Below are 19989 nucleotides of genomic sequence, written 5' to 3' on the forward strand. Positions count from 1 at the left end.
GAAAAAGCTGCATCGAGGAGCCAGATTTGAGCGCAGGGTTTGCGCCGCGCCCGCGGCTTCCTCCCGGGCGCCGGGGTGGTCCGTCTCTTGCTCCTGGGGGCCATGCCCGAATGGACGGAGCCTGTATGCCCATCAGCAGTCTGGTGCTCACCCTCGATGCCTCTCCCGAACTGAGGGCGAGCGTGCTTCGCGAAGTCGCCCGCGATCCGCGCATCACCCTGGGCCCTCCTTTGGAGGAGCGCTGGCTGCCCGTGGTGACGGAGACCGGCAGCCTCCCCGAGGGTGAGGCGCTCGCCGAGTCGTTGAGGGATCTCCCCGGAGTGAGCTTCGTGGACGTCGTGATGGTGGATTTCTCCGAGGAGGAGCGCTGACCATGGATCGCCGGGACTTTCTCAAGAGCACGGCCATGACCGCGGCGACGCTGGCGGCGAGCCGCCTCGCGTATGGCCAGGACAAGGCGGCCGTGGCGCCTGCCCCGGGTGGCCCGGGCGTGCAGTGGAACAAGGCGCCCTGCCGCTTCTGCGGCACCGGCTGTCACGTGCAGGTGGGCGTGCAGAACGGCAAGGTGGTGGCCATCGCGGGTGATCAGCAGGCGCCGGTGAACAAGGGCCTGTTGTGCGTGAAGGGCTACCATGTGGGGCTCGCCCTCTATGGAAGCGACCGGCTCACGACGCCGCTCCTCAAGAAGGGCGACAAGCACGTGCCCATCAGTTGGGAGGAGGCGATCGACATCGTCGCCCGCCGCGTGCTGAAGGACCCCAAGGGCTTCGGCATCTACGGCAGCGGCCAGTGGACCATCCCCGAGGGCTATGCCGCCTCGAAGTTCATCAAGGGCGGCCTGGGGACCAACCAACTGGATGCCAACGCGCGGTTGTGCATGTCCTCGGCGGTGACGGGTTTCCTCGCCACCTATGGTGTGGACGAGCCCGCCGGTTGTTACGACGACCTCGACGCCTGCGACGTGCTCATCATGTGGGGCAACAACCCCGCGGAGATGCACCCCGTCCTGTTCTCGCGTGTCATCGACCGCCGCTCACGCGGGGAGAAGGTGACGCTCATCGACATCGGCACGCGCAAGACGCGCACCAGCGGGTTCTGCGACCACTCGCTGCGCTTCAAGCCGAACACGGACCTGGCCATCGCGTGTGGCATCGCCCACCTGCTGGTGGAGAACGGCACCTACGACAAGGCCTTCGTCGAGGCCAACTGCGCCTTCCGGGCCCCCAACTCGCCCGCCACGCTCGAGGGCAAGGCCATCACCTTCGACGAGTACCGCGAGCTGCTGAAGCCCTACACCCCGGAGAAGGTGGAGGAGATCTCCGGCGTTCCGGCGAAGGACCTGCGGATGCTCGCGGACCTGTTCGGCCGGCGCGACGTGCGCATCACCAGCCTGTGGTGCATGGGGATGAACCAGCACACCCGGGGCACGGCCATCAACAACCTGGTCCACGGGCTCCACCTGCTCAGCGGGCACTTCGGCAAGCCGGGGGACGCGCCCACCAGCCTCACCGGCCAGCCCTCCGCGTGTGGCACCGTGCGAGAGGTGGGCACGCTCGCCCATGCGCTCCCCGGCGGCCGCGTGGTGGCCAAGGCCGAGCACCGCGCCCAGATGGAGGAGATCTGGAACGTCCCCAAGGGCCGTCTCCACGACAAGCCCGGCTACCACACCCTGGAGATGTGGAAGCGCTTCTCCACGCCCACCGGGGAGGGCGGCGACATCCACACCATCTGGGTCCAGGTCACCAACCCCGCGCAGACCCTGCCCAACACGCACAAGCTGGTGGACCCCAGCCGCAAGCTCGCCGACAAGTTCCTCATCGTCTCGGACGTCTATCCCTCGGCCACCGCGCGCATCGCCGACCTCATCCTTCCCTCGGCCATGTGGGTGGAGAAGAACGGCATGACGGGCAACTCCGAGCGGCGCACCCAGCAGTGGTTCAAGATGGTGAAGCCTCCCGGCCAGGCCCGTGACGATGCCTGGCAGCTCATCGCCGTGGCCCACCGGCTCCTCGAACTCGGCTTCGAGGGCATGAAGGACAAGGACGGCCGCTTCCTCTTCGAGGTGAAGGGCAAGGACGGCAAGCCCGTGCCCCTCTGGGACTTCGCCCACTACTACGACGTCAACGTCGACGAGCACCTCTTCGAGGAGTACCGGAAGACGACCCGCATCAAGCACAAGGACCTGGCGCCCTATCAGGAATACGTGAAGGCGCGCGGCCTGCGCTGGCCCGTGGTGCAGCAGCAGGACGGGAGCTGGCGCGAGACGCGCTTCCGCTTCTCCGGCTTCGACGACCCCTACGTGAAGAAGGGGAGGGAAATCCAGTTCTACCACTCGACCACGCACGACGACCGGGCGCAGATCTGGTTCAGCCCCTACGAGCCTCCTCCCGAGTCCCCCGACACCGACTTCCCCTTCTGGCTGTGCACCGGCCGCGTCATCGAGCACTGGCACTCGGGCACGATGACCATGCGGATTCCGCAGCTCCAGCGCGCCATGCCCCAGGCCTATGTGGAGATGAACCGCGCCGACGCTCGGCGGCTCGGGGTGGGCAATGGGGACCAGGTGACGGTGGAGACGCGGCGCGGGAAGTTGGATCTCCCCGTGTGGGTCGGCGGCCGCGGTGAGCCGCCCGAGGGCTCGCTCTTCGTACCGTTCTTCGACGAGAAGCTGCTCATCAACGGGCTCACCCTCGACGAGCATGACCCGTTCTCCAAGCAGCCGGACTACAAGAAGTGCGCGGCGCGCGTGCGCCGGCGCGAGCTCGTCGCGGAGAAGCAGGGATGAGCCCCGAGGGCGGACAGGGCGGTGGTCTCGGGACGCGCTGGCTCCACGTGGGGGCCGCCGTGGCGGTGGCGTTCGCGGCCACCGGCTACTTCGCCGGCCTCCGCGCGCCGGAGATGCCGGAGCGTCCGGCCGCCTCGGATCCTCACGCGCAACGGGCGGAGCGCGCCCCGGGCTACAGCGAGCTGCGCGAGCAGCGGCGGGGGGACAATGCGCGCATGTACGAGGGGGCCATCGAGGCGCTGGCGGAGGCGCCGTTCCCGGTGAAGCCCCTGCCCGTGGGCACTGCGGAGCAGCGTGCGCAGGCCCTGGCTCAGCGTCAGGGCCACCGCGCCTATGACGGGGCGCCGCCCACCATTCCGCATGAGATCGACCAGCGCGAGGTTCCCGGCTGTCTGGCGTGCCATGGCGAGGGGATGAAGCTGGGCAACCGGGTGGCTCCGAAGATCAGCCATCCGCCGTACCAGAGCTGCACGCAGTGCCACGTGGTGGGGGACTCGCCGCGCCCGCTGGCCCAGTACAAGGACACTCCGGGGAATCGCTTCGTCGGGCTGGCCTCGGCCGGAAATGGCGAGCGGGCCTGGCCGGGGGCTCCTCCGACCATGCCCCACCCGACGCTCATGCGGGACGATTGCACGAGCTGTCACGGACCCCGGGCGCTCCCCGGGCTGCGCACCTCGCACCCGGAGCGGCAGAACTGCCAGCAGTGCCATGGGTCCTCGGCGCGGCTCGACCAGCGTGTCAGTGGGGCAGGGGAGCCCGGTCTGCCCAGGGAGGCGCGGCCGTGAGCTCCCAGGCCACGCTCAGCCGCCGTGCGTTCCTCGGGTTCCTCCGGCGCAAGGAGGAGCCCAGGCCTCCGGTGGAGCCCGCTCCTGCTCCCGTGCCCGCTCCCATCGCGTCCGAGCCCGGCTTCTCGCTCGAGGCGTTCTATTCCTCCCGTGCGAAGTCGGGCGAGGTGGCCGGCCGTGGTCTCCCGGTGTTCTCCCCGCGTGAGGGGCGCATGAGCGTGCGGGTGCGTCCCCAGCTCTGCCTCGCCTGGCAGGGTTCTTTCTGCAGCACCTGCTCCGAGCGTTGCCCCATCGAGGGCGCCATCGCCGTCGAGTCGGGTCATCCGCGCGTCGTGGAGGCGAGCTGCAACGGCTGCGGCCTCTGCGTCCAGGTGTGCCCGGCCCCGATCAACGCCTTCGAACTCATTCCTCCCCGCCAGCAGGCCCCAGGCTCATGACCACAGGTATCCGTCTCGCGAACGTCGCCCCCGAGAACGCCGCGCTTCCTCAGTTGCAGGACGCGATCCTCGAACCGGAGACCCTGGCGCAGCTCTTCCGTGACATCCAGCGCTGTGCCGTGGTGGACGAGGTGCTGCTCAAGGGGAGCGCCGCGTTGATGGCCTCCGAGAGGTCCGTCCCGCTCGACGAGGCCGAGCAGGCGCTCCGCGAGAGGCGGGTGGTGGGTGTGCAGATCCGCTACTGGTACGAGGGCGCGAACTGGTGGGACACCCTGATGCACACGCCTCGGGGTGTCCGGTTGATCCGCATCGAGCACCGGCTCGGCGAGTAGGGCGCCCTCCTCGCCAGTGCCGATGCGGACGGCTCCCGGGCTCGCACCGGAGCCTCATCCCGGCATCGGCCCCACGTAGCGCGACGCGGGCCGGATGAGACGTCCAGTCACCCGCTGCTCGGAGATGTGCCCGAGCCACCCAGCGACGCGGCCACAGGCGAAGGCGGGCGAGAACATCGTGCGGTCGAGGCCCACCGCGTCGAGCAGCACGGCCGTGTAGAACTCCACGTTCGCGCGCAGGGGCCGGTCCGGGTAGCGCTGGCGCAGGAGGTCCTCCGCCGCGCGCTCCACCGCTCGCGCGAGGGCGAGCCGCTCGGTCCGCAGCCCGCCGCGTTCGAGCCGTTCGAGGGCGCGCTCCAGCACCGCCGCGCGTGGATCCCTCACGCGGTAGATGCGATGGCCCATGCCCATGATGCGGCGTCCGGCCCGCAGCTCCTCCTCGAGCCAGGACGTGGCCCGCTCCGGACGGGCAATGCCGTCGAGCATGTCCAGCACCGGCCCGGGTGCGCCGCCGTGCAGTGGCCCCTTCAACGCGCCGATGGCCCCCACCACCGCCGACACGGCATCCGAGCCCGTCGAGGCAATCACCCGTGCGGTGAACGTGGAGGCATTCAGCCCGTGGTCGGAGACGGTGACCAGATAGGCGTCGAGCCCGGCGGCGCGCTCGGGATGGAGCTCCCCGGTCACCATGCGCAGCAGGTCCGCCGCGTGGGACAGCGTCGGGTCCGGGCGCACCGGCGCCAGTCCGCGTCGGCGCCGCGCCCACGCTCCCGCGAACACGGCGAGGGCCCCCGTCAACAGGAGGTGCGTCGCCAGCTCTCCCTCGGGGTGCTCCGGCACATGGGCCGCCGCGGCCCGCAGTGCGTCCATCCCGTCCTCCGCCGAGAGCGCATCCCCCAACCCGTCGAGCAGCCCGAAGGCACGCACCCGGGCCTCGCCCAGCGCCGCCTGGAGCGAGTCCGGGAGCGCCTGCTTCGCGTAGGGTGCCCAGAGCCGTGCGCACACGTCCTCGAACGAGCTGGCTCCGGCGAGTGACTCCACGTCGCCGCCGGCAATCACCAGCCGCCCGCGCTCACCGTCCACTTCGCTCAACCGTGTCTCGGCTACCACCACGCCTTCGAGTCCCGCATGCACAGCCGTTTGCGTCGTGCCCATGTTGGTGCCCTCCGACGCAAGCTGTAATGACCCGCCCACGGGCCCAAAACTCGATTCGACAATCGACATGGCCCGAAACGGGCAGGGTGCACGACGCCGGGCACGCGCTGCCCGCTCGGGCGGCAACGGCTCAGCGCGAGGCGGTGCGCATGCAGACGCCGTTGGCGGACGCCTGGGCGGAGCCCTGGTCCACCCTCACCCGGACGACGGCATCGCAGCCCAGCGCCGCGGCCTCCGCGCGCAGGCCCTGGATGACGTGCTCGAGGTCCGCGTGGAGGCCGTGGCCGATGGCCTGCACCAGCGCGACCTCCTGCATCCCCTCGGGCACGGGCGTGCCGTCCATGAGGATCTTCACCTCACCCGAGTAGGGGGCGGACTCCTTGCCCGTCACCACACGGCTCGTCCGGGTGGTGCCACAGGCAACGGTGAACAGCGAGAGGACGGACAGCAGGACGATGCGCTTCATGGTGCGGACCTCGTGGCGGTGGACTTCTCGATGAGGAAGGCGCGGCCCAGGATGCTCGTGGTGCTGACCTCCACGGCCCGGGTCCCGGTGCAGGTCGACTTGCCACAGGTGTACGTGTACGTCTGGGTCTGCATCTCGAACTTCGTGGCGATGCGATCCACCTGGGCGTAGTTGCCGCCGAGGCCGGCCACGCGCTGGCGGAACTCCTCCACGATGTCCGGCAGCTCGGCCAGGCCCGTGCCATTGGCCTCGACGAAACCGAGCTCCCGGGCGCCCTCGGGCGCGGCCGTGGCGCGGACCTGCACGGCGCCCACGGACTGGGGCGCGAGTCCGGAAGCCGTGGAGGAGGGAACGGCGCTCGAGCGGGTGTAGACACAGCCGCTGGCGGCCAGGGCAAGGGTGGCGAGGAGCAGGAGGCGTCGCATGGGTCCGCTTCTATATTCGAGCCCACTGACATGAAGCCAGGGGGGCAATCCCTCTGAAATCAGTCCGCCCCCTCGCCTCGACAGGGCCCCCATTCGTTCTATGCGTCCCACCGTGGATGTTTCTAGATTCCGTGAATGCTCGCTCTAACGCTCACGCTCATCCTGTCACAGACCCCACCCGCCATCCCCGCCGAGCTCCTTCAACGGTTCGAACAGGAGCGCCCCGTCGTGCTCCAGGCCATGGCCGCGAAGTACGCCTGCGAGAAACCCCGCGGGAAGCGGGAGCCGTTGTGCGATGCCGCTCTGTCGGAAAAGCGTGGCACCGCCGCGGACATTCGCGGACAGAAAGCAATGGTGGGGGTGTCCTGGCTCGTGACGCGCGGGAAGGCCGGGAAGATCGTCGTGAGCGCACCGAGACTCTCCGCGCTGGCGCTCAACGAGAGCGGCGTCGGCGTCCTGGGGGCGATCACCGACATCACTCCCGAGAATGCAGAGGAGAAGAAGCTGCTCACCCGGCTCGCGAAGGACTACGAGGCCTTCCTCTCGGGACGAAAGGCGACCGTGGTGCTGCCCGAGTACCTCCGCGCCGGGCTCTCTGGTTGGTCGAAGAGCGCCAATCACCCCATGGAGAAGAAGGACGGTGCCTGGGCCTTCAAGGGGGCGCCCGGTACGCTTCGCAAGGTCGGCGACCGCTGGGTCATGGTCGGGATGGTGGGCGCCGGTGACGGAATCGGCGTGTCGATCTTCACGCCGTAGGCGGGTCGTCGCGCACTTCGCTCAGGGGGTGATGGGAGCGGGGTAGAGTTCCGGGTGCAGGAAGGGCATCAGCGCGCAGGCCAGCGGCCCCTGCCACATCTCGGCCCGTGTGAAGAGGCCGTTGGTCAGGATTCCCACCGCTCCCTGCTGCTTCTTGCTCTCGGTGCGGCCGGTGACCTCGTCCATCACCCGGCTCAGTTCCTCGCCCTTCAGCACCCGGGCCACGACGGCGGGGGGGAGGGGGAAGCGCACGCCCCAGGTGAGGTTCTCCCGGCCCCCGGCTTCCACCACGGCCACGCAGTTGATGAGGTTGCCTTCCGCGTCCACACCCCCTTCGAGCCCCATCCCCAGCCGCGCCCCTGGCACCGCCGCGAGCGCCGCCCGCGCCCGGTTGCGCGCTCCCGTCGAGGTCTGGTCCGGGCCGATGGGTTGCTCGGGCACTCCGCTGGGGACGTCGACTCCAGTCACCGTGCAGCCGGGGAAGGCTCGCTCGCAGATGGTTTTCGCTGCCGTCGTCTTGGCCGGGTTCGTCGAGCCTACGGCGATGATGAAGGACATGGGACTCGGTTCTCCACAGAGGGGAATACGGGGACGGGCACCCTCACCCCGTCCCTCTCCCGGGGGGGAGAGGGGATGTTGTTGTCAGGGGGAAAGGCGATGGGTTCAGCCCACGACGCCTCGGGGCGTGAGGGGCCGGTCCCTCGGGAGCATTCCTTCCTCCTGGAACCACCTCAGCGCCTCGCGGATGCCGAGCCGCACCGGCCTCGGTTGATAGCCCAGCTCCCGCATCGCCTTCGCCGACGACTGGTAGGCCGGCAACGGCAGCGCCTGCAGGAACGCCGTGTTCACGTGCTTGAAGATGTCCGGGGACAGTCGGCCCACCACGTCCCCCAGCCGCCCCACCGCCTTCACCACCTCGTCCGGCAGCGGAAGTCTCGGCGGCGATACCCCCGCCTCTTCCGCGCAGATCGTCAGGAACTCGCGGTAGGTGAGGTTCTCTCCCCCCAGGATGTAGCGCTCTCCCGGGCGGCCCTTCTCCATGATGAGCTTCAGCCCGCGCGCCACGTCCTGCGCGTTCACCACGTTGATGCCGCCGCTCGGGTACGCCGCCACAATCCCCTTCGCCACCAGGAGCAGCAGCTCCCCCGTCGAGGGCCTCACGTCGTAGGGGCCCACCACGAAGCCCGGGTTGCCCGCCAGCACCTCCAGGCCCCGGCCCGAGGCCTCCAGCGCCAGCCGCTCGGCCTCCCGCTTGGACTCGTGATACGGGTTGTCTCCCGCGTAGTTGTACGCGCTGTCCTCGGTCGCCGGCTCGGCCAGCGTCCCATGGCCGACCGCCGCCACGCTCGACACCACCACGACCCGCCGCACTCCGGCCGCCAGCGCCGCCTCCAGAACGTTCTTCGTCCCCTGGGCGTTGATGCGGGAAACGTCCTCCCGCGTGAAGGGATCGAACCGGACGATGCCCGCGACGTGGTAGACCTGAATTACGCCTTTCAGCGCCCCCCGGAGCGAATCTGCGTCCAGTACGTCGCCGAGCACCTCGTCATAGCTCAGCCCGCGCAACCCCCGGCGGTCACTCTGCTCCCGGACGAGCAGCCGGGGGCGCTCCCCCTGCTCACACAGCAGGTGGGCGAGATTGGCCCCCACCAGCCCCGTCCCTCCGGTCAACAATGTCTTCATGCGCTACTCCCTTCCGGGGCGGATGCGGTATAGGTCGCCCCTTAGATGCGCCCCCCAAGGGGCGTCAACCGCGAGATGACGCGAGACTCCACTGAAACACCGCCAGCCGGCGGACCGACGCTCCAGCCTGCGCCCGATGACGCGCGCGAGGTTGCTGCCTCCGAGGACGGGTCCCTGGACCCCCTCGAGCTGCTGCCGGTCCCCGAAGCCGCGGAGGAGAACCCCATAGCCATGTCCGCTTTCACGGAGACACTTCCCGAGGACACCCTCCCCGAGACCGAGTTCCTCTCCCACTCCACCCCCTCCGGCAGGCCCGCGGAGATCGACCCCGACAAGCTCGACCCGGATGCCCTCAAGGTCATCCACCGCCTGCTCTCCCATGGCCACCAGGCCTACCTCGTGGGCGGCTGTGTGCGGGACCTGATGCTGGGCCGCAAGCCCAAGGACTTCGACATCGCCACCAGCGCCCACCCGGGCGAGGTGCGCGCCATCTTCCGCAACTGCCGCCTCATCGGCCGGCGCTTCCGGCTCGCCCACATCTACTTCAAGGGCGGGAAGATCATCGAGGTCTCCACCTTCCGCGCCAACCCCACCGAGCTCGACGCCTCCAACGTCGTGGCCGAGGCCGATACCGGCGCCGAGAACGGTGAGGAGGGCAGCGAGGCCGAGGAGTCGCAGGATCTCCTCATCACCCACGACAACGTTTTCGGGACCGCCGAGCAGGACGCGCGCCGCCGCGACTTCACCATGAACGGCCTGTTCTACGACGTCGCCGAGGGCCAGGTGATCGACTACGTCCGGGGCCGCCGCGACATCGACGAGCGCTACATCCGGACCATCGGCGACCCCGAAATCCGCATGCGCGAGGACCCCGTCCGCATCCTCCGCGCCGTGCGCTTCGCCGCCAAGCTGGGCCTGGACATCGAGTCGCGCACCTACGCGGCCATGGAGGGCGCCGTCGAGGATCTCCCCCGCTGCGCCCCCGCGCGCCTGCTGGAGGAGACCTTCCGCCTCATCCGCGGCGGTGTGGCCGCTCCCACCCTGCGGCTGCTCTCCGCCCTGGATGCCCTCAAGGTGCTGCTGCCGCCCGTGGCCGCGTACTTCAAGGAGAATGGCCGCCGCGGCCAGGACACCTTCTACGCCTACGCCGAGGCGCTCGACCGGCGCGTCTCCTCCGGCGAGCCGCTGGATGACGCCATCCTGCTCGCCGCGCTGCTCGTCCCCATCGCGCAGACGGCCCCCGTCGTGGAGAGCCAGGATCCCGCCGAGCGTCCCTCCGTGGCCCAGGCCATCGAGGATCTGCTCGCCGAGTTCGTCCAGAGCGCGCGCCTGCCGCGCCGCATCGCCGAGCGGTGCCGGTTGCTGCTCATCTCCCAGCGCACCCTCACCGGCGAGCGCCGCCGCCGCACCGGCGCCTTCCGCCGCCACCCGCTCTTCAACGACGCGCTCATCGTCTTCGAGATCTCCGTCGAGGCCACCGGCCAGTACCGCGAGGCCCTCGAGGCGTGGAAGCGGGGCGAGCTGCCGCCCCTCAAGCCCGCCGAGGGCTCCTCCCCCGAGGGGGGCGAGGCCCCGCGCAAGCGCCGCCGTCGCCGTCGCCGGGGTGGGCGCAAGGTGGGGGCGGGGGAGGGTGCTTCCGCCTCCGCGGCCGGGAGTGCCGGAGCCTCGGGGGGTGACGCCTCGGAGGCCGGTGACTCGGGTGACTCCGAGGACTCGGGGGACGACGCCGATTCCGGCGCGGACTCCGACGGCGATTCCGAGTCCGACGAGGGTTGAGCCGCTGCTAGACGGGGGCTGGCGGGAGTGAAGGGCTGAACGGTCGGCCAGCCGGGCCCCCGCGCCTTGCTTGCGGGCGAGCGGAGGTCTGACCACCTTTGCCTGCAATGGGCCGAGGCGCCTTCGCATGGGCGGTGCTGTTCACCGTGGCACTCTGGGCGCTCCCGTCGGGCGCGCAGGTCCTCGAGCTGCATCGCCCGCTCGCTCCCCCTCCAAGCATGCCGGAGCGTCCCGCCTTCGAGGAGTTGCTGTTCTCCTTCGCGGACCCGGATCGTGCCCTGCAGGGGGGCTTCCTCGTCCCCTCGCTCTCTCTCGCCATCCGCGCGCGGGCCTGGGCCTTCATGCCGACCCGGAAGTACGAGCAGCGGGATGCCCTGGATTCGCTCGCTCAACCGGCGCAGGACCTGACCCTGTCCGAGCTGCCAGCGGGACGTCGCCTCGCCTCCCTGCTCGCCCTCGGACCTGATGGCGAGCACCTCCGGGTGCGAGACCTGGGCCCGAGGCTGCGCGGGCCGGACAGCCCGCTGCAGAAGGGCTTCCAATCGGCGCTCGACTTCCTCCACGTTCCCAAACCGGCGGCCATGGTCTCCGCGGGCGTGGCGGTGCTCGGGCTCGTCCACCAGTTCGGCACCGTGCAGGCCAACGAGCTTGGGCTGCCCACCTCATTGAGCGTCACCACGTTCGGGGGGAAGCTGAATACGTCCGTCCAGTTGCACTCCGAGCCCCGCTTCCACAACGCTCGCGCGGACATGTCGGCGCGCTTCCGGTTGCCGGAGCTGCCGCTGCCCGGCATCCGCTTCGAGCAGGTGGAAGTGGGGGGCGCGGCCGCACGCACCCCCGAGGGGCTCCTGCTCGATACGCGGTGGGCGACCCTGCGGGGCCGGCTGTCCTGGCTCGAGCTGTCCATGGGCGTCCACTCCAACCACGCCGAGCCGCAACTCTGGACGGACTTCGAGACGAGTGTGCAGCGCGAGCGTTTCAGCGTCCGGGCCGTGTTCAGCCGCCAGTGGGAGACGGCACGCTTCCGCTCCGTGGCCATGGCCACGCTGCGCACCGGCCCGGTGTTGTCCGGGCTCTTCATGGGCATCCAGGGCAACGTGTCGCACACCTTCGGCCTGGTGGGCATGGGCGCGTTCTGAGCCCTCCCCGAGGGCGTGGGCTCAGTTGGGGCGCTTCGGCTTCTGCGGGCGGACGGGGTCCGGATCGGTCTCGTCGTTGCCCGCGATGTCCGCCGTCGTCACCGCCTTCGTTCCGAAGCGCTCGGCGATCCGGTCCAGCGCCGCGTTCAGCTTGTCGCTTTTCTTCGGCTTCTCCGGCTCCGTGAACAGCCCGAGCTGTCTCGTCTCGCCTCCGCCCGTCCCCAGCTCCTGCATCGAGACGCCGGTCAGCCGCACCGGCTTGTCCTCGTGCGCCTTCTCCAGCAGCTCCCGCGCCACCCGGTAGAGCGTCTGCCCATCATCCGTCGCGGAGGGCAGGGTGATCCTCCGGGTGATGAGCGTGAAGTCCGAGAACTTCAGCTTGAGCTGCACCACCCGGCCCTTCACCCCCGCGCGCCGCAGCCGGCGGCCCACCCGCAGCGCCTGCGAGTGCACATGCGGGCTCAGGGCCTCCAGGCCCGTGAGATCCTCGTCGAACGTGTCCTCGGCGCCCACGCTCTTCGCCTCGCGGTCCGGCACCACCTCGCGGGGGTCGATTCCCTGCGCCAGCTCCCACAGGTGGCGTCCGCTCGCGCCCCACTTCGCCTCCATCCACGACACGTCCCGCTTCGCGACGTCGCCGATCGTCTCCAGCCCCGAGCGCTTCAGCGCCTCCTCCGTCTTGGGCCCCACTCCCCACAGCCGCCCCACCGGCAGCCCCGCGAGGAACGCCACCGTCTCCTCTGCCCGCACCTCGCGCTGGCCGTTCGGCTTCGCCACGTCCGAGGCGATCTTCGCCACGAACTTCACCGAGGCGATCCCCGCCGACGACGGCAGGCCCGTCTCCGCGGCGATCTCCTTGCGGATCCGCCTCGCCATGTCCGCCGGCGCTCCGAACAGCCCCACCGACGCCGTCACGTCCAGGAAGGCCTCGTCCAGCGACAGCGGCTCGATCAGCGGCGTGTAGCGCTCGAAGATGGAGAACACCTGCTCGCTCGCCTCGCTGTACGCGTTGAAGCGCGGCTTCACCACGAGCGCGTGCGGCGCCATCTTCATCGCCCTCGCCATGGGCATCGCGCTGCGCACCCCGTACTTGCGCACCTCGTACGAGGCCGCCACCACCACCCCGCGCCGTGCGTCTCCGCCGACGATCAGCGGCTTGCCCCGCAGCTCCGGGTTGTCCCGCTGCTCCACGGACGCATAGAAGGCGTCCATGTCCACGTGGATGATGGCCCTCATTGGATTCACTGTAGTGGACCCCTCTGACGCTCGCTCGGTTCAACCCGGGGGACGGGCACCCTCACCCCGTCCCTCTCCCGGGGGGAGAGGGAGGTGATGGCTCCCGAGAACCTCGAGGAGTTCCTGGGGCAGGGGGCTCTCGACCCGGAGTGGCTGCTTCGTCACGGGGTGGGTGAGGCCCAGCGCCTTCGCGTGCAGGAAGAAGCGGCTCAGTCCCGGCTCCTCCCTCCCTCCGTAGAGGGTGTCTCCCACGATGGGCGCTCCCACCGCCGCCAGGTGGGCTCTCACCTGGTGCAGCACCCCCGTGTGGATCCGCACCTCCACCAGGCTGTACTCCCCCGCGCGCCCCAGCACCCGGAACTCCGAGCTCGCCTCCCGCGCGCCCTCGCCTCCGTCCAGCGCCGGCTCCACCCGGTCCGGGTGTCTCGGGTGGTGTCTCAGCGGCAGGTCGATCTCCCCCTCGTCCGCCAGCGGCCCCGTCACCAGCGCCCAGTAGCGCTTGTCGATCTCCCGCCCACCGAAGGCCTCCCGCACCGCGCTCCACGCCTCGCGCGTGCGCGCCGCCACCATCACCCCGGACGTCTCGATGTCCAGCCGGTGGCACAGCCCGCCCTCGCGCTCGTCCTCCGAGGCCTCCGCGCACTCGGGATGGCGCGCGATCAGCGCGTTGGCCACCGTGCCCGTCTCTCCCGGCTGCAGCGGGTGCGAGGGCTTGCTCGCGGGCTTGTCCACGAACACCAGCGCCTCGTCCGTGTGCAGCACCGTCAGCGGCGCCTCCGGCTCCGGCACCACCTCGCGCCGCTCCTCCGGCACCACCACGGTGATCCGCTGCCCCACGGCCACCAGCAGTCCCTTCTTCGCCGCACGGCCTCCCACCTTCACCGCGCCCGCGTCGAAGAGCTTCTTCAGCTTCGCTCGCGACAGCCCCAGCGCCTCTCCGATGAAGAGGTCCACCCGCTGCCCCGCCTTGCCTTCCTCCACCACCAGCGTGTGCGTCGTCCCGGTCTCGTTCACTCGGACAGTGCCTCGTAGACTTCCTCCGCCGTCTGGATCCGATCGTCCGGTTCCTTCCGGATGAGGCGATGGGCCACCCGCGCCAGCTGGGGATCTCCCCACTGGTTGATGGCCAGCACGGGCGGGGGCTCGGTTTCCAACACCTTGTGCCACAAGTCGACCGGCGACTTCGCGTCAAAAGGCGGCCGGCCCGTCATCAGCTCGTAGAGGATGACGCCCAGGCTGTAGAGGTCCGCCCGTCCGTCCAGGGGCTCGCCCAGGATCTGCTCCGGCGGCATGTAGCGGAACGTCCCCACCATCCTCCCGTCCAGCGTCATCCCCGCGTCGTCCGCCAGGAACTTCGCCAGCCCGAAGTCCATCAGCCGCACCTGCCGGTCCTCGTCCACCATGATGTTGGACGGCTTCAGGTCCCGGTGCACCAGCCCGTGCGCATGGATGTACGCCAGCGCCTCGCACACCTGCAGCAGCGCGTCCTTCAGGCGGCCCACCCGCTCCGGCCGGTTCAGCTCCTCCAGCCGCGCCGCCGTCTCCCGCTTCACCGTCACCACCTCCGAGCCCCCCATCTCGTAGGGCAGCTCGAACTCCAGTGGATCCACCTCTTCCGAGTCCAGCCACGGGTCCACCGGCACGGGCAGCCGCGCCGCCGAGCCGGACGTGCCAAAGCGCATCCCCCCGCCCGAGATCATCTCCTCGCTCGGGGCCTCCTCGGCGAAGGCCGAGAGATCGAACGGAGAGGGGCCCCCTTCCTCCGAGCCCGCCTCCCGGCTCGCCGACGCCCCGCCCGCGGCGCGCGGGAACGAGCCCGAGGACGCGCTGGCGGCCGACAGCAACTGCTCGCCCCGCAGCGACAGGTAGTCGCGCAGCGTCAGCCCCTCGATGAGCTCCATCACCAGGTAGGGCGAGCTCTGGTACACCCCCGTGTCGTACACCTTCACCACGTTGGGGTGGGACAGGTCTTCCAGGGCCTCGAACTCGCGCACCAGCCGCTTCGCCGCCCGCGAGTCCATGGCCGGGCCGCCCGACAGCAGCTTCAGGGCCACCGCCTCGTTCGTCCTGTCATCCAGGGCCCGGAAAACGGTCCCGATTCCACCACTTCCGAGGGTCTCGAGGACGCGATAGGGACCGATGAGCTTGGGACGCATCAAGTCGGAGATCCTAGATACCCTGTTGCGTCGGGGTCAAACGCCTGTCTGGAGAAGAGGGGTGTCGGATGGCGGTCATCCGGGCATTCCATCTCCTCATGGAGCCGGGTAGCGGGGATGGGGTAGGTCCGGCACTCACTGAATTCCGGGGGGTTGTGGCCGGGCGGGCCGATGCCGTTCCACCCCACGGCGCGACCGCTCGGGCGTGCGGTGCGACCACTCCTGCACACGCCCGTGGACGTGGAGGGGTGGTGCCTCTACATTGCGCAGCCTCATGGAACGCCCTGTGTCACCTCCCTCTGTGGCTGCTCTCGAGCGACTCGTCCAGGAACGGCCCCTGCCGCGCCATGTGGGTATCATCATGGATGGCAACGGCCGGTGGGCGGAGATGCGCGGCCTGCCCCGGGTGGAGGGCCACCGCGAGGGCTCCACCAGCGTGCGCGAGGTGACGCGCTGCGCCCGCCGGGTGGGCGTCGAGGCCCTCACCCTCTACGCCTTCTCCTCCCAGAACTGGGCCCGCCCCGCCGAGGAGGTGGCCGCCCTCATGGATCTGCTGCGCGAGTACCTCGAGAGCGAGCGCGCGGAGATTCTGGAGAACGGCATCCGGCTCAACGCCATTGGCGAGGTGGACAAGCTGCCGCGCTTCGTGAAGGAGCCGCTGGACCGGCTGCGGGCGGACTCGGCGAACAACACGGGGATGGTGCTGACGCTGGCGCTGTCCTACGGCGGCCGCGAGGAGATGGTGCAGGCGGCGCGCCGGGTGGCCGAGGCCGCCAGCAAGGGCGAGCTGACGCCGGCGCACCTGGATAACCAGACTTTCGAGTCGTACCTCTGGACGAACGGCCTGCCGCCGCTGGACCTGGTGGTTCGTACCAGCGGCGAGCAGCGCATCTCCAACTTCCTGCTCTGGCAGATGGCGTACGCGGAGCTTCTGCTTCAGCGACGTCCTCTGGCCGGACTTCAGGACCGAGGCCTTCCTGCGCTGCCTGGCTCAATACCAGCAACGCGAGCGGCGCTTCGGTCTCACCTCCGCGCAAGTGAAGCGAGAGGATTCCCACCGGGCCAAGGCGTGAACGAGAAGAACAAGAACCTCGTCATCCGGACTGTATCGGCGCTCACCCTGCTGCCGCTGGTCGTCTTCCTGTTGTTCAAGGGGGGCCTGTACAGCGCGGCGTTGCTCAGCGTGGCCGCCGCCATCTGCACCAGTGAGTACTACCTCATCACCCAGAAGACGCTCTCACCGGCGGCCTGGGTGGGGATCGTGCTCTCGGGCCTGTTGCCCGTGCTGGCGCTGAGGGATCCGGCGCGCACCGGGGCGGCGGCCTTCTGGATCCTCGCCTTCTATTTCTTCTTCGCCTTCACCTACCACCTCATCCGGGGGCCCCTGCAGGACGCCCCCACGCGGGTGGCCCACCTGGTGACGGGCATGCTGTACGGCTCGGTGGGCCTCACCGCCGTGGCCGCCCTGCGGCTGATGCCGGACGGCATGGCGTGGTCCATCTCCGCGCTCGTCATCACCTGGTCCAACGACACCTCCGCCTACTTCGCCGGCCGCTTCCTGGGCCGCCACAAGCTCTACCCCGAGGTGAGCCCCAACAAGACCTGGGAGGGCTTCTTCGGCGGCATGGTGGGCTCGGTGGTGGGCATGTTCATCACCCGGGGTTTCTTCTACCCCATGCTCACGGTGACGGACTGTCTGGTGCTGGGAATATTCGGCGGAATCCTCGGACCCATCGGGGACCTGTGCGAGTCCATGCTCAAGCGGGCCTACGGGGTGAAGGATTCCGGCGTGGCCATCCCGGGGCATGGCGGCATCCTGGACCGCATCGACGCGCTGCTCTTCAACGCGCCCCTGGTGTTCGTCTACGTGACCTTCGTGCGCGGGCTGCTCCCGTAGCGCCCGCCGATTGTCCGGTTGCCAGGCCCACGAGCCGCGATGCGCATTGTCGGGCATGGTTCCCACGGTTAGTGTTGGCACCATGCTTCAAGGTCCCGGTCTGTTCATCGTCCTGCTCGGCGTGCTCATCACGGTTCATGAGCTGGGCCACTTCCTCGTGGCCAAGGCCTGCGGGGTGAAGGTCATCCGCTTCTCCATCGGGTTCGGGCCGAAGCTCTTCGGCTTCACCAAGGGGGAGACGGAGTATCAGGTGGCCCTGCTGCCCCTGGGCGGCTACGTGAAGATGGCCGGGGACTCGCCCCACGAGGAGCTGAGTCCCGAGGACGCCCAGCGCGGCTTCCTCAACGCCGCGCCCTGGAAGCGCGCCCTCATCGTGGTGGCCGGGCCCGTCTTCAACCTCGTCTTCCCCGTCCTCATCTACTTCTTCGTCTTCTTCGGGCCGCACGAGACCATCTCCACCCGCGTGGGGTACGTGGACCCGGCCATGCCCGCGGCCGCCGCCGGCATCCGCGCCGGAGACCGCATCGTCGCGGTGGACGGGGAGAAGGTGCGGACCTTCGAGGAGATGCGCGAGGCCTTCGTCGGCCGCTTCGAGCGCTCCATCCCCATCACCATCGAGCGGGATGGCAAGCAGCAGATCGTCAATCTGACCCCCGAGCGCCTCGTCGAGTCCTCGCCCGTGGACTCCGTGGAGCGCGGGTTGATTGGCGTGGCGCCCACCAACCGGCCCGCCATGCTGGGCGTGCCCGCGGGCTCTCCGGCGGCCGAGGCCGGGCTGAAGACCTTCGACCGCATCCTGTCCATCAACGGGGTGGCCATCCCGGACGAGGCCGCCCTCCACGAGCAGCTCGCGAAGATGGAGGGCCCGCTGGAGCTCACCATCCAGCGCCTGGAGCCGGTGACGGCCGGGGTGGTGTCGGGGCACTCGCCCACCGTGAAGACGGTGACGGTGCAGAAGCAGCCGGACGCCGAGGGCTTCGCGGCCCTGGGGGCGGAGCCCTCGGACACCTACGTGGGCATCGTGTTCCCGGGCAGCGCGGCGGAGAAGGCGGGTCTGCGGGTGGGCGATCGGCTCGTCTCCCTCAACGATCAGCGGCTCAACTCCTTCAACGTCTTGTCGGGCAAGCTCAGCACCCTGAAGGATCAGACCTTCAAGCTGAGCTGGCTCTCGGCGGATGGCCGCGAGCGCACGGAGGTGGTCGCCCAGGCCTCCCGCACCAGCAAGGACGAGATGGGCCAGGAGTCCTCCCGGCTCGAGCTGGGCCTGCGGCCCTGGATGCCCTCCTCGGCGGAGCTGCTGCCGCCCGACAAGGTGACGGTGACGCTCGGGGTGGGTGAGGCGCTGCGCGAGGCCGCCACCGTGGTGCCCAAGATTGTCGGGCAGATGGTGAAGGTGATCGGCGGACTCGTCACCGGCCAGGTGTCCCACAAGACGCTGGGCGGGCCGGTGATGATGTACCAGCTCGCCTCCAAGAGCGTGGACCAGGGGTTGGATTACTTCCTCAACCTCATGGCCATCATCTCCATCAACCTGGGCGTGATGAACCTGCTGCCCATCCCCATCCTCGATGGCTTCCACCTGCTGGCGGCCTTCTGGGAGGGCATCCGCCGCCGCCCCATTCCGGTGCGGGTGCGCGAGGTGGCCAACGTGGTGGGCCTCGTCCTGCTGATGGCCCTGATGGGAATGGCGCTCATCAACGACATCACTCGCTAGAGAGGTGCGATGCGGCGGTTGCTCGTGGGGTGGATGGTGGGGCTGGGCGCGTTGGCGGGCTGTGCGCCGGGCCGCGAGGTGGTGCGGCCAGAGAAGCCGCCCCCGGCACGGGCCTGGCTGGAGGAAGGGATCGCCTCGTACTACGGCCCGGGCTTCGCTGGCCGGCCCACCGCCAGCGGCGAGAAGTTCAACCCGCAGAAGCTCACCGCCGCCCATAAGAAGCTGCCCTTCGGCTCGTGCCTCCGGGTGGTGAACATGGAGAACGGGCGCTCGGTGGAGGTGCGCGTCAACGACCGCGGGCCCTTCGTCAAAGGGCGCGTGGTGGACGTGTCCACCGCCGCGGCGAAGCAGCTCGGCATGATGGACAAGGGGCTGGCCCGGGTTCGCCTCTACCGCTGCGCGGACAAGACCGGGTAGAAGCCTCCCCATGTTCCTCGCGCTCGATACCTCCACCCTCACGCTGTCGCTGGCCCTCGTGGAGCGGGAAGGGGAGGGCGTGCGCGTCCTCGAGCACGTGGTGGTGGGCCCTCCGAAGAAGCAGAGCGAGGCGCTGCCCGGCCTCGTCGGCGAGCTGCTCGCGCGGCACGGGGTGGCGCTGAAGTCGCTGGAGGGCATGGCCATCGGGCTGGGCCCGGGCTCCTTCACCGGCCTGCGCATCGGCCTGTCCTGCCTCAAGGGGCTGGCGTACGCGGCGGGACTCAAGGTGGCCGGGGCCTCCTCACTCGCGGCCGTGGCCCTGGAGGGACCCGAGGGGCCGCCCCTCTTCGCCCTCGCCGTGGCGCGCAAGGATGACCTCTACCTGGGGCCCTACCGGCGCGTGGGCCAGCGCGTGGAGGCCCTGGGGCCCGAGGAGGCGATGAGCCCGGAAGAGGTGGCCGCGCGCATGGCCGCCGAGCCGGAGGCGCTCGCCCTGGGGCCCGCACTGCCCGAGTACCGCGCCGCACTGGAAGCCCGGGGCGTGGCGCCCTCGCGGCTGCTGAGCGCGCCCACCTTCCCCTCGGCGGTGGCCCTGGCCTCGCTGGTGCGCTTCCCCGAGTCGCAGACGCTGGAGGCGCTCTTCGCCCTGGAGCCGCACTACGTCCGCGCCTCCGAGCCCGAGCGCAACCCGAAGTTCCCCCCGCTGCCCGGGCCTCCGCCCACCGCGCGCCTCAAGGAGGACTGACGGACTGGGGTAGACTGCCCCGGCCGTGAGCTCCTCCGTTCCCCGCCCCGCCTCCGAAGCGTCTCCTCCCTCCCGGTGTCCGCTC

20 protein-coding genes and 1 pseudogene are annotated in these 19989 nt (G+C 70.0%); 13 read left to right on the top strand and 8 right to left on the bottom strand.

Annotation, left to right across the window (positions count from 1 at the left end):
* Window positions 1–125 precede the first annotated feature (125 nt).
* The 5 genes from ACN28I_RS45395 to ACN28I_RS45415 are packed head-to-tail and all read left to right on the top strand — an operon-like array spanning window position 126 to window position 4339.
* Window positions 126–371 carry a hypothetical protein gene (locus ACN28I_RS45395; protein ID WP_047859129.1) on the top strand — a complete coding sequence of 82 codons (246 nt, stop codon included), beginning with the start codon at window positions 126–128 and terminating at the stop codon, window positions 369–371.
* A 2-nt stretch (window positions 372–373) separates the two neighbouring features.
* Complete coding sequence (locus ACN28I_RS45400) at window positions 374–2785, top strand: molybdopterin-dependent oxidoreductase (protein WP_420948094.1); 2412 nt, start codon at window positions 374–376, stop codon at window positions 2783–2785.
* The gene (locus tag ACN28I_RS45405) at window positions 2782–3570 is read left to right on the top strand and encodes a nitrate reductase cytochrome c-type subunit (RefSeq protein WP_420948095.1); all 789 of its coding nucleotides are present in this window, start codon (window positions 2782–2784) and stop codon (window positions 3568–3570) included. The genes ACN28I_RS45400 and ACN28I_RS45405 overlap by 4 nt, the downstream gene beginning before the upstream one ends.
* On the top strand, window positions 3567–4007 hold the full coding sequence (locus tag ACN28I_RS45410) for a 4Fe-4S dicluster domain-containing protein (RefSeq protein ID WP_420948096.1): 441 nt from the start codon (window positions 3567–3569) through the stop codon (window positions 4005–4007). The genes ACN28I_RS45405 and ACN28I_RS45410 overlap by 4 nt, the downstream gene beginning before the upstream one ends.
* Window positions 4004–4339, top strand: a complete 336-nt coding sequence (locus tag ACN28I_RS45415) for a hypothetical protein (protein WP_420948097.1) — start codon at window positions 4004–4006, stop codon at window positions 4337–4339. The genes ACN28I_RS45410 and ACN28I_RS45415 overlap by 4 nt, the downstream gene beginning before the upstream one ends.
* 54 nt (window positions 4340–4393) lie before the next feature.
* Here the strand turns inward: ACN28I_RS45415 and ACN28I_RS45420 are convergent, their stop codons facing one another.
* From ACN28I_RS45420 to ACN28I_RS45430, 3 genes are all read right to left on the bottom strand, one after another.
* On the bottom strand, window positions 4394–5494 hold the full coding sequence (locus ACN28I_RS45420) for a citrate synthase (protein ID WP_420948098.1): 1101 nt from the start codon (window positions 5492–5494) through the stop codon (window positions 4394–4396).
* A gap of 130 nt (window positions 5495–5624) precedes the next feature.
* The gene (locus ACN28I_RS45425) at window positions 5625–5960 is read right to left on the bottom strand and encodes a hypothetical protein (RefSeq protein WP_420948099.1); all 336 of its coding nucleotides are present in this window, start codon (window positions 5958–5960) and stop codon (window positions 5625–5627) included.
* Window positions 5957–6385, bottom strand: coding sequence for a hypothetical protein (locus tag ACN28I_RS45430; protein ID WP_420948100.1), 429 nt, complete (start codon window positions 6383–6385; stop codon window positions 5957–5959). The genes ACN28I_RS45425 and ACN28I_RS45430 overlap by 4 nt, the downstream gene beginning before the upstream one ends.
* A gap of 135 nt (window positions 6386–6520) precedes the next feature.
* Between ACN28I_RS45430 and ACN28I_RS45435 the strand changes: the two genes are divergently transcribed.
* Window positions 6521–7141, top strand: a complete 621-nt coding sequence (locus ACN28I_RS45435; RefSeq protein ID WP_420948101.1) for a hypothetical protein — start codon at window positions 6521–6523, stop codon at window positions 7139–7141.
* A 21-nt stretch (window positions 7142–7162) separates the two neighbouring features.
* Here ACN28I_RS45435 and yjjX read toward each other — a convergent pair whose 3' ends face one another.
* A complete protein-coding gene (yjjX, locus tag ACN28I_RS45440) occupies window positions 7163–7699 on the bottom strand; it encodes an inosine/xanthosine triphosphatase (protein WP_420948102.1) in 537 nt (178 codons plus the stop codon).
* Between the two features lie 105 nt (window positions 7700–7804).
* Window positions 7805–8824 carry an NAD-dependent epimerase/dehydratase family protein gene (locus ACN28I_RS45445; RefSeq protein WP_420948103.1) on the bottom strand — a complete coding sequence of 340 codons (1020 nt, stop codon included), beginning with the start codon at window positions 8822–8824 and terminating at the stop codon, window positions 7805–7807.
* A gap of 75 nt (window positions 8825–8899) precedes the next feature.
* Between ACN28I_RS45445 and pcnB the strand changes: the two genes are divergently transcribed.
* The gene (pcnB, locus tag ACN28I_RS45450) at window positions 8900–10600 is read left to right on the top strand and encodes a polynucleotide adenylyltransferase PcnB (RefSeq protein ID WP_420948842.1); all 1701 of its coding nucleotides are present in this window, start codon (window positions 8900–8902) and stop codon (window positions 10598–10600) included.
* 146 nt (window positions 10601–10746) lie between these two features.
* Window positions 10747–11739 carry a hypothetical protein gene (locus ACN28I_RS45455; RefSeq protein ID WP_420948104.1) on the top strand — a complete coding sequence of 331 codons (993 nt, stop codon included), beginning with the start codon at window positions 10747–10749 and terminating at the stop codon, window positions 11737–11739.
* A gap of 21 nt (window positions 11740–11760) precedes the next feature.
* Here the strand turns inward: ACN28I_RS45455 and ACN28I_RS45460 are convergent, their stop codons facing one another.
* Genes ACN28I_RS45460 through ACN28I_RS45470 form a run of 3 tightly spaced genes read right to left on the bottom strand, consistent with a single transcriptional unit; the run spans window position 11761 to window position 15131 of the window.
* Window positions 11761–12975 carry a DNA polymerase IV gene (locus ACN28I_RS45460; protein ID WP_420948843.1) on the bottom strand — a complete coding sequence of 405 codons (1215 nt, stop codon included), beginning with the start codon at window positions 12973–12975 and terminating at the stop codon, window positions 11761–11763.
* A 39-nt stretch (window positions 12976–13014) separates the two neighbouring features.
* Window positions 13015–13989: an RluA family pseudouridine synthase gene (locus ACN28I_RS45465; protein WP_420948105.1), complete on the bottom strand. Its 975-nt coding sequence runs from the start codon at window positions 13987–13989 to the stop codon at window positions 13015–13017.
* On the bottom strand, window positions 13986–15131 hold the full coding sequence (locus ACN28I_RS45470; RefSeq protein WP_420948844.1) for a serine/threonine-protein kinase: 1146 nt from the start codon (window positions 15129–15131) through the stop codon (window positions 13986–13988). Before ACN28I_RS45470 ends, ACN28I_RS45465 begins: the two co-directional genes overlap by 4 nt.
* A 274-nt stretch (window positions 15132–15405) precedes the next feature.
* Between ACN28I_RS45470 and ACN28I_RS45475 the strand changes: the two are divergent.
* From ACN28I_RS45475 to tsaB, 5 genes and pseudogenes are all read left to right on the top strand, one after another.
* Window positions 15406–16204: pseudogene (locus ACN28I_RS45475) on the top strand (isoprenyl transferase).
* The gene (locus ACN28I_RS45480) at window positions 16201–17028 is read left to right on the top strand and encodes a phosphatidate cytidylyltransferase (protein ID WP_420948106.1); all 828 of its coding nucleotides are present in this window, start codon (window positions 16201–16203) and stop codon (window positions 17026–17028) included. The pseudogene ACN28I_RS45475 and the gene ACN28I_RS45480 overlap by 4 nt, the downstream one beginning before the upstream one ends.
* An 82-nt stretch (window positions 17029–17110) precedes the next feature.
* Window positions 17111–18742 (top strand): RIP metalloprotease RseP, encoded by a 1632-nt coding sequence (gene rseP / locus ACN28I_RS45485; protein WP_420948107.1) that lies wholly within the window; start codon window positions 17111–17113, stop codon window positions 18740–18742.
* A 9-nt stretch (window positions 18743–18751) separates the two neighbouring features.
* Window positions 18752–19159 carry a septal ring lytic transglycosylase RlpA family protein gene (locus tag ACN28I_RS45490; RefSeq protein ID WP_420948108.1) on the top strand — a complete coding sequence of 136 codons (408 nt, stop codon included), beginning with the start codon at window positions 18752–18754 and terminating at the stop codon, window positions 19157–19159.
* 10 nt (window positions 19160–19169) lie between these two features.
* Complete coding sequence (gene tsaB, locus ACN28I_RS45495; RefSeq protein ID WP_420948109.1) at window positions 19170–19904, top strand: tRNA (adenosine(37)-N6)-threonylcarbamoyltransferase complex dimerization subunit type 1 TsaB; 735 nt, start codon at window positions 19170–19172, stop codon at window positions 19902–19904.
* The last annotated feature ends 85 nt before the right edge of the window (window positions 19905–19989 follow it).

This window comes from Archangium gephyra (genome assembly GCF_049060025.1).
GTDB classification, from domain to species: domain Bacteria; phylum Myxococcota; class Myxococcia; order Myxococcales; family Myxococcaceae; genus Archangium; species Archangium gephyra_A.

Coding starts and splice junctions, on each gene's coding strand:
- ACN28I_RS45430 (WP_420948100.1), bottom strand. CDS start 6,385: ATGCGACGCCTCCTGCTCCTCGCCACCCTTGCCCTGGCCGCCAGCGGC.
- ACN28I_RS45445 (WP_420948103.1), bottom strand. CDS start 8,824: ATGAAGACATTGTTGACCGGAGGGACGGGGCTGGTGGGGGCCAATCTC.
- ACN28I_RS45470 (WP_420948844.1), bottom strand. CDS start 15,131: ATGCGTCCCAAGCTCATCGGTCCCTATCGCGTCCTCGAGACCCTCGGA.
- ACN28I_RS45420 (WP_420948098.1), bottom strand. CDS start 5,494: ATGGGCACGACGCAAACGGCTGTGCATGCGGGACTCGAAGGCGTGGTG.
- ACN28I_RS45405 (WP_420948095.1), top strand. CDS start 2,782: ATGAGCCCCGAGGGCGGACAGGGCGGTGGTCTCGGGACGCGCTGGCTC.
- ACN28I_RS45490 (WP_420948108.1), top strand. CDS start 18,752: ATGCGGCGGTTGCTCGTGGGGTGGATGGTGGGGCTGGGCGCGTTGGCG.
- ACN28I_RS45435 (WP_420948101.1), top strand. CDS start 6,521: ATGCTCGCTCTAACGCTCACGCTCATCCTGTCACAGACCCCACCCGCC.
- ACN28I_RS45425 (WP_420948099.1), bottom strand. CDS start 5,960: ATGAAGCGCATCGTCCTGCTGTCCGTCCTCTCGCTGTTCACCGTTGCC.
- ACN28I_RS45400 (WP_420948094.1), top strand. CDS start 374: ATGGATCGCCGGGACTTTCTCAAGAGCACGGCCATGACCGCGGCGACG.
- rseP (WP_420948107.1), top strand. CDS start 17,111: ATGCTTCAAGGTCCCGGTCTGTTCATCGTCCTGCTCGGCGTGCTCATC.
- tsaB (WP_420948109.1), top strand. CDS start 19,170: ATGTTCCTCGCGCTCGATACCTCCACCCTCACGCTGTCGCTGGCCCTC.
- ACN28I_RS45415 (WP_420948097.1), top strand. CDS start 4,004: ATGACCACAGGTATCCGTCTCGCGAACGTCGCCCCCGAGAACGCCGCG.
- ACN28I_RS45395 (WP_047859129.1), top strand. CDS start 126: ATGCCCATCAGCAGTCTGGTGCTCACCCTCGATGCCTCTCCCGAACTG.
- pcnB (WP_420948842.1), top strand. CDS start 8,900: ATGACGCGAGACTCCACTGAAACACCGCCAGCCGGCGGACCGACGCTC.
- ACN28I_RS45460 (WP_420948843.1), bottom strand. CDS start 12,975: ATGAGGGCCATCATCCACGTGGACATGGACGCCTTCTATGCGTCCGTG.
- yjjX (WP_420948102.1), bottom strand. CDS start 7,699: ATGTCCTTCATCATCGCCGTAGGCTCGACGAACCCGGCCAAGACGACG.